This is a genomic window from Caballeronia sp., from assembly GCF_028292365.1.
In the GTDB taxonomy this organism is placed as follows: domain Bacteria; phylum Pseudomonadota; class Gammaproteobacteria; order Burkholderiales; family Burkholderiaceae; genus Caballeronia.
In genome coordinates this window covers 1-14,556 of sequence record NZ_JAQGMM010000624.1, presented here as the reverse complement: position 1 = coordinate 14,556, position 14,556 = coordinate 1, and the positions used below count along the sequence as shown (strand labels likewise).

At 59.8% G+C, this 14,556-nt stretch carries 13 protein-coding genes; 12 read left to right on the top strand and 1 reads right to left on the bottom strand.

The genetic code is table 11. The features are described 5' to 3' along the window. Positions 1 to 670 precede the first annotated feature (670 nt). Positions 671 to 2,446, bottom strand: coding sequence for a hypothetical protein (locus JWR14_RS36300; RefSeq protein WP_299719201.1), 1,776 nt, complete (start codon positions 2,444 to 2,446; stop codon positions 671 to 673). A gap of 135 nt (positions 2,447 to 2,581) precedes the next feature. Here JWR14_RS36300 and JWR14_RS36295 point away from each other — a divergent pair, with 135 nt between their 5' ends. From JWR14_RS36295 to chrA, 12 genes are all read left to right on the top strand, one after another. Then, the gene (locus tag JWR14_RS36295) at positions 2,582 to 2,770 is read left to right on the top strand and encodes a hypothetical protein (protein WP_299719199.1); all 189 of its coding nucleotides are present in this window, start codon (positions 2,582 to 2,584) and stop codon (positions 2,768 to 2,770) included. Positions 2,771 to 2,821: 51 nt separating this feature from the next. After that, positions 2,822 to 3,358 (top strand): helix-hairpin-helix domain-containing protein, encoded by a 537-nt coding sequence (locus JWR14_RS36290; protein WP_299719197.1) that lies wholly within the window; start codon positions 2,822 to 2,824, stop codon positions 3,356 to 3,358. Between the two features lie 428 nt (positions 3,359 to 3,786). Continuing rightward, positions 3,787 to 4,809, top strand: coding sequence for a LacI family DNA-binding transcriptional regulator (locus JWR14_RS36285; RefSeq protein ID WP_299719195.1), 1,023 nt, complete (start codon positions 3,787 to 3,789; stop codon positions 4,807 to 4,809). A gap of 199 nt (positions 4,810 to 5,008) precedes the next feature. Then, positions 5,009 to 5,953, top strand: a complete 945-nt coding sequence (locus JWR14_RS36280; protein ID WP_299719193.1) for a substrate-binding domain-containing protein — start codon at positions 5,009 to 5,011, stop codon at positions 5,951 to 5,953. Between the two features lie 43 nt (positions 5,954 to 5,996). After that, entirely contained in the window at positions 5,997 to 6,785 is a 789-nt protein-coding gene (locus tag JWR14_RS36275; protein ID WP_299719190.1) for an ATP-binding cassette domain-containing protein, read from the top strand. A 1-nt stretch (position 6,786) separates the two neighbouring features. After that, on the top strand, positions 6,787 to 7,788 hold the full coding sequence (locus JWR14_RS36270; protein WP_299719188.1) for an ABC transporter permease: 1,002 nt from the start codon (positions 6,787 to 6,789) through the stop codon (positions 7,786 to 7,788). A 3-nt stretch (positions 7,789 to 7,791) separates the two neighbouring features. Beyond that, positions 7,792 to 8,871, top strand: a complete 1,080-nt coding sequence (locus JWR14_RS36265; RefSeq protein WP_299719186.1) for a phosphotriesterase — start codon at positions 7,792 to 7,794, stop codon at positions 8,869 to 8,871. Positions 8,872 to 8,959: 88 nt separating this feature from the next. Beyond that, complete coding sequence (locus tag JWR14_RS36260; RefSeq protein ID WP_299719184.1) at positions 8,960 to 9,718, top strand: glutamine amidotransferase; 759 nt, start codon at positions 8,960 to 8,962, stop codon at positions 9,716 to 9,718. A gap of 24 nt (positions 9,719 to 9,742) precedes the next feature. Further along, positions 9,743 to 10,654: a ribokinase gene (locus JWR14_RS36255; protein ID WP_299719182.1), complete on the top strand. Its 912-nt coding sequence runs from the start codon at positions 9,743 to 9,745 to the stop codon at positions 10,652 to 10,654. An 11-nt stretch (positions 10,655 to 10,665) separates the two neighbouring features. Then, the gene (locus JWR14_RS36250; protein ID WP_299719180.1) at positions 10,666 to 11,505 is read left to right on the top strand and encodes a BtpA/SgcQ family protein; all 840 of its coding nucleotides are present in this window, start codon (positions 10,666 to 10,668) and stop codon (positions 11,503 to 11,505) included. A gap of 582 nt (positions 11,506 to 12,087) precedes the next feature. Next, on the top strand, positions 12,088 to 13,050 hold the full coding sequence (locus JWR14_RS36245; RefSeq protein WP_299719178.1) for a chromate resistance protein ChrB domain-containing protein: 963 nt from the start codon (positions 12,088 to 12,090) through the stop codon (positions 13,048 to 13,050). A gap of 115 nt (positions 13,051 to 13,165) precedes the next feature. Next, a complete protein-coding gene (gene chrA, locus JWR14_RS36240; protein ID WP_299719203.1) occupies positions 13,166 to 14,509 on the top strand; it encodes a chromate efflux transporter in 1,344 nt (447 codons plus the stop codon). The last annotated feature ends 47 nt before the right edge of the window (positions 14,510 to 14,556 follow it).

Genomic DNA, 14,556 nt, shown 5'->3' with positions numbered 1-14,556 from the left:
GGGGAGTCTTTATCACAACGGTTACGACAATGACATCTCAAGGATCGTCGAGAACTGCTTGCGCCGTTTCTTAGTCATGTCCCATCCCTCCCGCGAGTTGCCCTTATAGCAATCAACCAACATCGACCAAGACGGAGCGACAACCATGCCAATCTAGCAGCAACAATCAGCGCGCCGACCGGCCAAGATGGTTGTCGGTAAACCGGACGTTCTGGTTGACGCTATCCACGTCAGTTCGTCGATGACTACAGACTTCGTTCTGGATGCACTTGGGCGATCTCTGTGTCGCCTGCGCCGATTTGCTTAAGCGTGCGTCGTAAGGGTCGTCAGAGCGTCGTTTTCTTTGAGGGTCCTATAAAGGGCCGAACCCGGACCGAGATCGAACCGCCTAGGCGGACCGCCGTCGCTCCGTGATGCATTTGGCATCCAACGCGCCGTTTCCGCCCTTCGATGAAGTTCGTCGAACCTCGAGGTCGGGATTTTCGGGGCGCTTGTGGATCCCAAACAAAGGCAGACGAACACTTTCACGTGCCCCCGCTTCCTAAAACCCGGTGCACCCGCAACCGTTTGTCATCGTTCGCGCTTCCCCGCGCAAACAAATGTTCGTGGATTTCGCGGCCCGTCGCCTTCGCGAAGATCTGCTGCATGTGATGCGCGTCGAGGTAGGGCCTCAGGTAGCCATGCCCAAGCCCAGAATGCGAATTAGGTTCCGGAATTTTTCTTCGTTTTCAAGCCGGACCACTAGTTGTCGATCACCGGCGCGTAGGCACAAACCGGCTGTTTCCTTGCGCGTGGCGATCATCGAGGCGATTTCAGCGTTCTCACAATCGATCAGCAATGCAGTTCCCAAGATTTTCAGCGCCTTGCCCTGCTTCTCGGTGGTCTTGATGAAGGACTCCACCGTTTCTGGCAGCGGCTGGTCTTCGCGGGTTTGCAGAAACGCTCGAAGTTCGGCAATGTCATGCCCTTTTTCAATAGCTCCGACAGCTACTTGACGGTCCAGCCGCCAACTTTTTTCCGCTGCCTCTACGGCCCAGGTACCCAGCGTCAGGGATTCTTCCCTCGACAGGCTTCCGCCGACGACATTTACGTGCAAACTGGGCAAGACAGACAGCTTGACGCTCGGCTGGATCGCAGCGGGCGTGTAATCGTCAACCAACCCGAGGCAATAGGCACCCAGCGGCGTCACGCGGAAGTAGATCAGGCCGTCGTAGCGGCTGAGGAATTCCAGGTCGTCCGTCCCCCATAGCTCGCCGAAGTCGTCGCGCGCCCCACTCGCTTCGATGTAGGCGATATCAATGATGCCAAGGGCAGCGGCGTACTCGAACAGGAAGCAAAGCAGATAGCGAAACTGTAAAATCGCCCAGCTATGAAAGCCGTCATGGCCGAGGTTGCCATATTGGGGGTCGCTAATGTAAAGCTTCCAGGGGTCGTGCGTGACGTCAAACGTGTCACCGGTCGCCTGCATGAATCGGGAGAAGTCGCCAACGTCGACCCATGCTCCGACCGGACAGAGCCGCAGTATTTCGGTAATAGCGGCACGACGCGGTGCCACCGCGCTCATGACGCGACCTTTCGATTTCTGCCCCTTGATGACGTCAACCCGGCTGAACTCGTCAAAGAGACTGGACTTAAGCCACTTGTTCCAGATCGTGCCCAATACGCTGGCTGGGGAGGATGTCAAAGCTTTCCGCCCCGCCGTGCTCAACGCCAGTTTGCTGCCGTTCCGTTGCACCAGTCCGGCAGCCTGAAGCAGCAGGGGCCACGAGAATGCCTTGATCGGGTCGACTTCCTGATCCCGTTGATGCTGTGTGGGCGTGTGGGCGTAAAAATCGCCGCCGGCGAGGTTCTCCGTCAATAGGCGCAGTGTGGCTGCGCCGGGCAGCGATGTCTTGTCGCTGACCTGGATCTTGCCCTGATCCGTCAGCCGCAGCAGAACCGACAGATCCACCAGCGCATCGCGCTCGCTGTGCCGCACCGTCAGCGGATTCTCGTCGATTTTCTCCGGAAGCGTTTTGACTGTGTTCAACCTGACGGGCTCAGGTTCGGGCACGAAGGTCCTTAGTCGCTCGAGCATATCAACGGGAAGGCTGTAACACCCATCCTGGTAATACAAAAAGAGGCCCAACGCCGTCGGCGGTCCATAATACGAATGGCATCGACCATTCTCTTTGACCGCGAAATCGGGTAACCGCCCATATTTCGCGCGAAACCGGTCTCCATCAAAGAACCCCTCCAGCGCGTATGCGGTCTCCGCCACCGCCGTTCGCTGCATGTCATCCAGACGATCCCAGAGTGCGCGCAGCCCGTCCCCGGCGAGACTTCGCAGGATCGCCCCGACCAGTTGGTCTTTCTTGCCGGAGGGGGCGGCATCCGGAAGCCAGCGCATCAGGGATTTCAACTGATCGATGGTGAGGCGGACGAGCACTTCGTTCAACGTGTTCATTGGCAAAATTGGCGTGCTTCTCGGGGAAGATGATCGGCATTATCTTCGACTTGTCCGGCTCGCTCGCCCTCTCATGCGGTAGCATGCCGATGCTGTCAGTATTTTAGTGGTGGTACAACAACTCGCGCTTCGTTCATGTCAGCATGCCCACCCAATGCCGCGCCCAGGCCCGAACCGGATCGTCTCGCGGGACTGGTCGAGCGCGTCACGTTCCACAACGCCGATAGTGGCTTTTGCGTCCTGCGGCCGAAGGTCAAGGGCGAGTGTGAACTCATTACTCTGGTCGGGCACACCCCGACCGCAGCGCCAGGCGAGTACGCCTGAGCGTCAGGTACATGGGTTACGGATCGCGAGCACGGTAGACAGTTCAAGGCGGTGTTCGTCAAAATTTCGCCACCGAACACGCTGACCGGCATCGAGCGCTACCTCGGCTCCGGGATGGTCAAGGGTATCGGTCCGGTGTACGCCGGTCGGTTGGTCAAAGCCTTCGGCGCGGCTGTGTTCGACATCATCGAGCAGACATCTGAGCGGCTTCGGGAAGTCGAAGGGATCGGTGCGATACGTGCCCGAAAGATCGCATCGGGCTGGGCCGATCGGAAGATCATCCGCGAGATCATGGTATTTCTGCATGGCAATGGCGTTTCGACGTCCCGCGCCGTGCGGATTTTCAAGACTTATGCTCAGGACTCCATCGCTATCGTCACGGAAAATCCTTACCGGTTAGCACGGGACATTCGTGGCATCGGCTTCCTGTCGGCCGACACCATCGCCCAGAAGATCGGCATCGCTCATGATTCGCCGCTGCGTGCGCGCGCTGGCGTCTCCTACGCGTTGTCAGAAGCAGCCGGGAGAAGAACCCGACGATTCTGTTGGCGATTCACAACTGCATGCGGGTCACAGCCTCATGCCTGATCACCGGTTTTCAAATAGGCTTCTCCTGTGCGGCTCATATGGTGGCTCGCCCGACATAAAGGGCACCAAGGCCGTTTGCAAAGACGCAGTCTATTCCTGGAATTGCTTCGCACACAGCAGTGGAAGAAACCGGAGATGTGTCATGACCGCGCAAACGACTGGGCCACCTGGATGGCCATCACTACGGAACGGCCAGCACGAGAAAACTCAACCCCAAACTTGACTCTCGGGGGAAGTCCTTGCAAACAGGATCGGCCGACCTCGGCTGTTCGCGACCGGCGACTGCAGACACTGAGCTATACGTCTCAGTATGGTCCGAGAACTTGATGCTTGGATTCGAGAGCACAGACCGTTCGCGAAGGTTTATCCACGACTGCAGCTTTATCCAGCGCGTTACACTACGCCCCAGTCCATCGGGGAATCTACAAGTGGCAAAAGCACCTACGATTCGCGATGTCGCCGAACTGGCGGACGTATCGAAGGCGACCGTTTCGCGTTACCTGAACGGTAGCCTCGTTCTTCCGCCGGACACGGCCAAGCGCGTCGACGACGCCGTCGTCGCGCTCAACTACCGCCAGAACAGTCTGGCCCGGCGCCTGAGTCTCGGAAGCAGCGAGACCATCGGCTTGGCAATGCCGGAGGTCGCCAATCCGTTCTTCGCCGAGCTCGCAGATGCCGTCGAGGAAGCCGCCTCCGAAAGCGGCTATGGACTCGCGCTCTGCATCACGCGCAACAAGCTCGAGCGCGAGGCGCTCTATCTGCGCTGGCTCGATACTCGCCATCTCGACGGCCTGATCTTCGCGACCAATCGCCCCGACGACGGCTCGCTGCGCAGCCTGATGGGCGAGCGCGCCAACATCGTCCTGGTCGACGAGGACGTGCCGGGCGCCGACGTGCCGAAGGTGTTCGTCGACAACGTCGAGGGCGGTTATCTGGCGACTCGCCATCTGCTTGACGCGGGGCATCGGCGGATAGCGCACGTGACCGGTCCCGAAGCGCTGTTCACCGTGCAGGAACGGCTGGAGGGCTATCGGCGGGCGCTTGCCGAAGCACAGGTTCCCTTCGATTCCGGGCTCGTGCACTTCGGCTCCTACGACCGTGGGTTCGGGCGCGCCGCGGGAGCCGATCTGATCACGCGCGTCCAGCCGCCCACAGCCCTGTTCGCCACTAGCGACTACATCGCGGTGGGCGTACTCGATGTACTGCGCGCGCGCGCGCTGGACGTGCCTGACTACATGTCGATCGTCGGCTTCGACGACATGGAATTCGCCAGCCTCCTGATGCCGCCGATTACCACGGTGCGGCAGTCGGCAGCCGAGCTTGGCCGTACCGGCGTCGCACTGCTGATCGCGATGCTAACAGGACAAGCCGTCGCCCCGCCAACCGTGCAGCGCCTGCCGGTCAAGTTGATCGAACGCGCCTCAGTGGGCCCGCCTCGCTCCGGTTCATAGTCCCGCCTGTCCGTACTTTCCCGCATCTTTTTTTGAAATGGTTGACAGCCCAATACTCGCGGATTATTTTTTTATAAACCGGTTTACAAACGGGCGGCGCAATGTCGGTTGCGCCCATGAAGTCTTTCTTTAATCGCCGGGCGCGCGGCTTTCATTGACCGCCCGAATAGCGTCCGGACCAACCAAGAAAGGGATTCCGATGAGCGCAGCATTGCATTTCCGCCGCATGACCGTCGTACTGCTGAGCGCGTCCTTGCTTGCCGTCGCAGGCACTGCTGCTGCGGCAGGCAAGAAAATCGCCATGGTGCAGATCAACCAGGAGGCCCTCTTCTTCACGCAGATGGACCAGGGCGCCCAGGCGGCCGCAAAAGCAGCCGGCGTCGAGCTGGCCATCTTCAACTCGAACAACGATCCGAGCGCGCAAAACAACGCAATCGAAACGTATATCCAGCAAAAGGTCGATGCCATTCTCGTGGTCGCGATCGATGTGAACGGCATCAAGCCCGCGATCACGGAAGCCAAGAAAGCGGGCATTCCGGTGGTGACCATCGATGCCATCGTCGACGGTGACAACTCAGTGCAAGTCGGTGTCGACAACAAGAAGGTCGGCGAAGATATCGGCAAATACACGGCAAACTACATCAAGACCAATCTTGGCGGGAAGGCGAGCATCGGCGTGGTCGGCGCGCTGAATTCGTTCATCCAGAACGTGCGTCTGGATGGCTTCAAGGCGGGCATCGCGACGGTGCCGGGCGCGAAGATCGTCGCCACCGTCGATGGACAAAACGTGCAGGACCAGGCGCAAACGGCTGCCGAGAACCTGATTTCGGCCAATCCGAATTTGCAGATCGTGTATGCAACCGGTGAACCCGCGCTGATCGGTCTTGTTGCGGCGACCTCGGCGCAGGACGCTACCGGCCGCGTGAAGATTGTCGGTTGGGACTTGAGCGCGCAGGCGATCAAGGGCATCGATGCAGGCTTTGTCACCGCCGTGGTCCAACAGGACCCGGAAGGCGAAGGCCGTGCCGCACTGAATGCCGCGATAAAGCTCATCAACAAGCAGCCGGTCGAGAAAAACATCTCCGTACCGGTGACGATCGTGACAAAGGCGAACGTCGGGAAATACCGGGCTATCTTTAAGTAACCCCGTCAACCGCGCCCACCTCGATGTTCCTGGGAGAACCCCTATGCAAAACGATGCTGTGACTCCGCGCGTGCGTATGGAAAACATCACTAAGAGCTACGGTGCCGTACAGTCGCTGCGCGGCGTCGACCTGCACGTGATGCCGGGCGAAGTACTCGGGCTCGTTGGCGACAACGGCGCGGGCAAGTCGACGGTCTCGAAGGTGCTGTCGGGCGCGGTGATACCGGACGGTGGCAGAGTCGAAATCGACGGCAAGCCGGTTCGCTTCTCGGACCCGGGTGATGCGCGCGCGCATCACATCGAGATGGTTTATCAGGACCTGTCACTGTGCAATACGGTCGATGTGGCCGGCAACCTCTTCCTCGGCCGAGAACCGATGCGTCGCGTCTGCGGCGTGCCAGTTCTCGATCATCGCAAGATGCATCACGATGCCCGCGACATGCTGAACAATCTCGGCATTCGCATCCCGAGCACGAAGCTCGACGTGGAAAACCTGTCGGGCGGGCAGCGTCAGGCCATCGCGATTTCGCGGGCGGTGTCGTTCGATCCGAAAGTGTTGATCATGGATGAACCGACAGCCGCGCTGGCCGTGGCCGAAGTCGAAGCGGTGCTCGAACTCGTGCGCACGATCAGCACGCTCGGCGTCAGCGTGATCCTGATCAGCCATCGCCTGCAGGACCTGTTCCTGGTGTGCGACCGCATCAGCGTGATGTACGAAGGGCAGAACGTCGCGGATCGGAAAACTGGTGAAACGAATCTGGAAGAGATCGTCGATCTGATCGTGGGCCATAAGTTCAGCGCACGCTCAGCACGCGCGCTCGCGGAGAATTGACATGGAACTCGCCATGCACGACAAGTCCAAGGCGCTGCGCCTGCCGCTCAAACATTTGCTCGGTCGCAATGCAGGCGTGGCAAGCATCGCGGCATTCTTCCTCGTTTGTGCCCTTGCCTTCACGTTCACGACACACACGTTTCTCACCGCTGGCAACGTCCTCAATGTGCTTCGTCAAAGCGCACCGCTACTGATCGTCGCGACGACGATGACACTCGTCATCACTACGGGCGGCATTGACCTGTCGGTCGGCTCCACGCTCGCGCTTGTGGGCGCGCTCTCGGCTATCGCGTTGCGAGCAGGCGTGCCAGGGATCGTCGTGCTGGTCGGCGGCCTCTCGCTTGGTGGGCTGATCGGTGCACTCAACGGCTATTTCATCGCGTTCGCGGGAATGCCGGCGTTCATCGTGACGCTTGGCACGTTATCGGTCGTGCGCGGCATCGCGCTGCTGATCACGCAGGGGTTTTCAGTGCCGATCGAAAACGACGGATGGTTCGTCGAACTTGGACGCGGTCGCCTGCTCGGCATGCCGACGCCCGCGGTAATCGCGATCGTCACGCTGCTCGCCGGATGGGTCACGCTCCGGCATACGCGGTTCGGGCGCTATGTGACCGGCATCGGCACCAATGCGGAAGGCGTACGCCGGGCGGGTGTCAGCGTGCGCGGCGTCACCCTGAAGGTCTATGTCCTTAGCGGCGCGGCGGCCGGTCTGGCCGGACTTATCACGACGGCGAGGCTCGGCAGCGGATCGTCGAATCAGGGCGTCGGCTTTGAACTCGCGGTGATCGCCGCTGTAGTGCTCGGCAGCACCGATCTCTTTGGCGGCAGGGGAACGATTCTTGGCACCTTGCTGGGTGCGCTGACCATCGCCGTGCTCGGCAACGGGCTGATCCTGATTAACGTCTCGCCGTTTTATACGCAGATCATCCAGGGAGCCATCATGCTGCTTGCGATATGGCTCAACACGCGCATCTTCTCGCCGCAACGGCGTAAGAAAGGCTAAGCGATGAGTTCGATCTTTCGCCACGACTCGTCGCTACCGATAGGCATCGGCAGCGGTCACGTGATGACCGTCCTTGGACCGCTGCCCGTCGCGAAGATGGGTGTGACGCTGATGCATGAACACATCCTGCTGGATGCTTCCGGAAAATGGGTGCCGCCCAGTTGTTGCGGCGACCGGTTTATCGGCGAACAGCAGGTCCATATCGGCATCCTCGGCGCGCTGCGGATGAATCCCCTGATGAACCGCGACAATTGCCAGTTGTTCGACGCCGACGTAGCCGTTGAAGAACTGATGCGCTTCCGTGAACTGGGCGGCGATACGGTGGTCGATCCGACCAACCTCGGCATTGGCCGCGATCCGGCCGCGCTGCAACGGATCTCACGCCGAACGGGCCTGAATATCGTGATGTCGACGGGCTTTTACCTCGAACCTTCGCATCCCGACTACGTGAAACGCAAGTCCATCGACGAACTGGCCGCACAACTGATTTTCGATGTTGGGGGCGCCGATGAAAAGCCTGAAGTCGTCGCGGGAATGATCGGCGAGATCGGCGTCTCGGCAGCGTTCACGGCCAACGAGGAGAAGTCGTTGCGCGCGGCCGCGCGAGCCAGCGCGGCGACCCATGTGCCGATGTCGGTGCACCTGCCCGGCTGGGCGCGGCATGGGCATCGCGTGCTCGACATCGTGCAGGAGGAAGGCGCTGACCTGAACCACACCGTGCTATGTCACATGAATCCGAGCCACATGGACGTCGAATACCAGCACACGCTTGCCGAACGCGGCGCCTGGCTCGAATACGACATGATCGGCATGGAGTACTTCTACGCCGATGAAAACGCGCAATCGCCATCTGATGAAGAGAACGCGCGCGCGATCAAGGCACTGATCGACGCCGGTTTTATCGACCGAATCCTCATGTCGCAGGACGTGTTTATGAAGATCATGCTGACGCGCTTTGGCGGCCACGGCTACGGCTACATCCTCAAGTACTTCGTGCCTCGTCTGCGGCGTCATGGTGTGACGAACGAGCAGATCGAAACGATGATGATTGCGAACCCGGCACGGGTTTTCTCGGGTAGATGACGATATTTCGCATAAGACGAAGTGAACCGGTTCCACCTTGCGCCGCGTGCCGCCGACACGGCCCACTGCGCGCTTCAGGAGCACACGCATGACCAAATCTGTTTTGCTCGCCGGGGAGAGCTGGACGAGCGCGTCGACACACATCAAGGGCTTCGACCAGTTTGCGACCGTGACCTATCACACCGGCGCCACGATCTTCCTCGATATCTTCAAGGACAGCGACTACTCGATCACGCACATGCCGAGCCATGAAGCGCAGGAAGCCTTCCCCTCCACGCTTGACGGATTGCTCGCTTATGACGCGATCATCCTGTCCGACATCGGCGCGAATACGTTGCTGCTTCATCCCGATACCTGGGTTAAAAGTCAGCGCACACCGAACCGTCTCAAGCTGTTGCGAGACTATGTCGATGCCGGACGCGGGCTGATGATGATCGGCGGTTACCTGAGCTTTCAGGGCATCAGCGGCAGTGCGCGTTTTCGCAATACGCCGGTCGAGGATGTGATGCCAGTCACATGCCTGCCCTACGACGATCGTGTTGAGGTTCCAGAAGGATTCGTTGCGAAAGTGGTTGCTTCGCACCCGGTGGTCGAGGGGCTTGGAACGCAGTGGCCTCACTTGCTTGGCTATAACGAAGTGCAACTGAAAGCCAACGCGACGCTGATCGCGACCGTCCCCGAGACCGGCCACCCGTTGCTCGTTGCTGGCACACATGGCCGTGGACGCACGCTTGCGTGGACGAGCGACATGTCGAGTCACTGGTTACCGCCGGAATTTTCCGCTTGGGAGGGCAACGCGCGGCTATGGAGGAACTGTCTCGACTGGCTGACCTCTAGCGAACAATGAGCGTCATGCTCCGTGAGCGACGTCATGAACACGAATGAAGCGCGCGTTTGCATTGTCGGCAATGCGGCAATCGACATGGTCTTTCGGGTCGGGCACCTGCCGCTGGCAGGCGAGACGTCGCTTGCGACCGATACGTTGCGGGACTTCGGCGGAAAGGGCGCGAATCAGGCCGTGATGGCGCAACGCGCCGGCGCTCAAGCGCACCTGTTTGCCGCCGTCGGCGATGATGCCGACGGCGAACGCATCTTGGCGCGGCTTATCGAAGAAGGTATCGATACGCGTTATATAGCCCGGCTGCCGTGCGCGACGGATATGTCCGTCGTGACGGTCGATCAGCAGGGCGAAAATACCATCGTGACTCGCAACGAAGCGGCGGCCTGCTATGTGCCCTCGCCAAGCGCGGTGCTCGATGCAACCCGCAGCGGCGACTGGATAGCGATGCAGGGCAGCCTGAGTGAAGCCGTCACAGCCGATCTTTTGCATCAGGCGCATGCGGGCCAGCGTCGGATCTTGCTCAATCCCGGGCCGGTATGTTTCGATTGCCGCCCGTTGCTGAACGACGTCAATGTTCTCGTGGTGAATCGGGTCGAGGCCATGGCGCTGACTCGGCTGGAGACGCCTGAGGAAGCCGCACGTGCGCTTCGGGCATCGGGCGCAGGCGATGTCATCGTCACACTCGGTGCCCAAGGCGTCCTCTGGTGCAACTCAGGACACATGACGCTGATTCCGGCAATTCCCGCCGATGCCGTCGACACCGTTGGCGCCGGCGACGCATTCTGCGGTGCCCTTCTCGCTGCGCTCGCACAGGGCATCGCCATGACGGCCGCCTTGCAGCGCGCGCAGGCCGCCGCCGCGTTCGCCGTCGCGAGAAGCGGTACGCAAGTCGCTTTCCCGAGCAGCGCCGAATTGTTCGCGCTCTTCGACTCTCTAACCTGAGTTCAATCGATATGGAAACTTTATCTGGTGTTGGGCGCGGACGCGCTGATTGCGTCCAGCAGATTTTTGGACGCCCGCGCGGCGTGGTGATCGGTGTGATCCACTGCCCGGCGTTTCCCGGCTCGCCACGCTATCAGGGCGCTTCGAGCGAGGCGATGTACAACGCAGCGCTCGCCGATGCAGTGGCGTACGCAAAAGGTGGGGTCGATGGCCTGATCGTCGAAAATCACGGCGACGTGCCGTTCTCGAAGCCGGACGATATCGGTCCGGAGACGTCGGCGTTCATGTCTGTCGCCGCCGATCGAATTGCGCGGGAAACCGGCTTGCCGATCGGCATCAACGTGCTCGCAAACGCGGCGCTCCCCGCACTTGCGATCGCGGCGGCGAGCAGCGCGGCGTTCGTGCGCGTGAATCAGTGGGCCAACGCGTATGTCGCGAACGAGGGCCTGATAGAAGGCGCGGCGGCTGTCGCTTTGCGCTACCGGGCAAAGCTGCGTGCCGGCGGCATCCACGTTTTCGCCGACGCACACGTCAAGCACGGTGCGCACGCGATCGTGTCGGATCGTTCGCTTGAGGAGCTGGTTCGCGATGTCGAGTTCTTCGATGCCGACGCGATCATCGCCACAGGCCAACGCACCGGTGACGCTGCCAGCACCGACTATTTGCGCCAGATCAGGGCCGCGACGACGTTGCCACTGCTGGTCGGCAGCGGTTGCACGGAGCGAAACGTTGCGGAAATCCTGTCGGTGGTTGACGGCGTGATCGTCGCGAGTTCGTTGAAGGTGGGAGGCGTATGGTGGAATCCCGTCGACGAAACCAAGGTGCGCAGCTTCATGCAGGCAGCCCGTTAGGTAGTTTGCAAGCCGTGCATCGGGGCAAGTGCGAATCCGGGTATAACGCTGCATACGTATGCTACTAAAAATCGATAACTTGGCGCAACTCCACCGCAGTCGTTCGCAGTCAATCGCAGTCCTTTGCAGCCCTGTCTGCCTCCCGATTCCGCCTGCTCAGGTTGCCGCTCGAGTGAATCGGTGGGCCAGGGCGGGTTGAAATACGTGCGCTTCGGCATTCAGTATCTGATGGCTACTGACCGACCATGATTGTGCGCTCGCACGGCGCCGACGATTGACAACATGACCGGACATCGTATTGACGATATCCAGCAGAGCGTCCGCAAAGGCCAACAGCATGCTGGCGGGCCCACCGCGTATGCAGATGACTGTTTGACCTCGACCTGAGTCGGCGGTCGTCGGCCTGGGTTCGGCCATCAACAGTCGCCCAACTGCGTCTAGTCAACGGCCGGCGACAGTCCTATTGCGGCCATTTGGTGACCTCACCGAACGCATCGCAGCACGTGGACCAATGTCAGACGATACCGAGACGGAATAAAAATACATTTGTATCGATTGTAACATTCGTGTAGATTTCGCTACATGAATGAACTCACCGACTGGCTGCTTCTCGTATTGACCCTTCCGACAGACAGCGCGACAGCACGCATGCGGTACTGGCGCGCGCTGAAGGCAAAAGGCTGTGCGGTCCTGCGCGATGGCGTGTACCTCCTTCCTGTCGCGGAAGAAGCTGGGATGGCTGAGATGTGTGACGGCATCCGACAGGCGGGCGGGACCGCATATTTGATGTGGTTTGCAAGCCGAGATGCGCCACAGGAAAAGGAATTTCGGCCCCTGTTCGACCGCGCAGATGACTACGCAAACTTCCAGCGGTCGGTAGAGGATGCCCGGAAAACGCTTGCCAGCATCAGCCTCGCCGAGGCCACTAGGCTCGTGCGTAAGACACGAAAGGAATTTGAAGCGATTGCAGCCGTCGATTTCTTCCCGAACGACACATTGGCTCGAGCGAACTCCGCTTGCCACGACTTTGTCGACGCTGCCGAGGCTGTGCTGTCTCCAGGTGAGCCACGCGAGAGCGAAGGAACCATTCAGCCCTTAAATCGCGACAAATTCCACGGGCGTGTTTGGGCTACCCGTCAACATCTTTGGATTGATCGGGTGGCCAGCGCCTGGCTCATCAAACGTTTTGTTGATAGCAACGCTCAATTCCGGTGGCTTGCTTCCCCAGGTGAGTGCCCCGAGGACGCTGTTGGGTTCGACTTCGATGGCGCGACGTTCTCGCACATCAATGGCCGCGTGACCTTTGAAGTGCTGGCTGCCAGTTTTGGAGTCGATAGCGAGCCGGGGATGACCGGACTCGCGAACATGGTTCATTCGCTCGATATCGGTGGCCTCGTCGTACCGGAGGCCGCCGGTTTCGAGGCAGTCATGACAGGTGCAAGAGAACGCGGCCTGGGCGATGACGACCTCGTTTGCGAAATGTGTCGTGTGCTGGATTCTTTGCTCGCACATTTCGCCGCAACTGAAAAGAGTGCGGCTAGATGACGTAGCCGTCGCCCAGCCAGCACTATTGCTCCATTCAATCCAGTTGTACGCCGCAGGCCAACTAGTCAAGGCGAAGCCAAAAATGGAACACAGCCAGCTAGAGCATGAGGATGCCATGGGTATCACTCGAGAGGCGCCACCCGAGTTAGTCAGCTTCGGGCAGGCCTTCTGGTATTGGCTTCGCCTTGGCTTCATCAGCTTTGGTGGACCTGCAGGGCAGATCGCCATCATGCATCAGGACCTAGTCGAGCGGAAACGCTGGATTTCCGAAAAGCGGTTTTTGCATGCTTTGAACTACTGCATGATTTTACCCGGCCCGGAGGCGCAGCAGCTCGCCACGTACATCGGTTGGCTGATGCACCGGACATGGGGCGGCGTCATTGCCGGAGGTCTCTTCGTACTGCCGTCCCTTTTCATCCTCATAGCGCTTTCATGGGTCTACACAGCATTCGGCAGCGTCCCTGCAGTGGCTGGTGTGTTACACGGCATCAAGCCGGCTGTTACCGCCATCGTCGTGTTCGCGGCTTACCGCATTGGCTCTCGCGTCTTGAAGAACTTATGGTTATGGGCAATTGCAGCGGCAGCGTTTCTTGCGATTTTCGCGTTGAATTTGCCATTTCCCCTCATCGTCCTGATCGCGGGCATCATCGGTTTCTTTGGCGGCAAGTATGCCCCGACCAGGTTCGCTGTTGGCGGCGGCCACAAAGCCGGTGACACGGCCTTTGGTCCCGCGATCCTCGACGACGACACGCCGACGCCAGGACACGCTCTCTTCACGTGGAAGCGGTTCGTTGTCGTGTTTGCCGTCTTCGTTCTCATCTGGCTCGCCGTCATCGGCACGCTAACCGCCTTCTATGGCTGGACCGGAACGTTCACGCAGATGGCGTGGTTTTTCACTAAAGCCGCGTTGCTGACATTTGGTGGCGCATATGCCGTGCTTCCTTACGTCTACCAGGGCGCGGTCGACAACTATCACTGGCTGACCGGTCTTCAGATGATCGACGGCCTCGCCCTTGGCGAGACGACGCCAGGACCGCTCATCATGGTCGTCTCCTTTGTGGGATTCGTCGGCGGCTGGACCAAGGCCGTGTTCGGCCCAGACGCCACACTCGCATCAGCAATCGTCGCCTCCGTCGTCGTGACGTTCTTTACGTTCCTTCCATCGTTCCTGTTCATTCTGCTCGGCGGCCCATTCATTGAGACAACTCACGGCAATCTGAAATTCACAGCGCCGCTTACTGGCATAACAGCAGCTGTAGTTGGTGTGATCGTGAACCTCGCCGTGTTCTTTGCCCTTCACGTACTATGGCCACATGGGCTGCAGGGTGACTTCGACTGGCCATCGCTGGTGATCGGCTTGAGCGCGGGCGTCGCGTTGTTTCGATTCAAGGTCGGCGTGATACCAGTCGTTTTGGCATGTGGCCTTGTGGGTCTCGCATTGCGGTTGTTTCTGTTGTGAGGAATGCGAACGGCTGCTTTTGATGGACTTTCGGCCTCTGGTTTAAC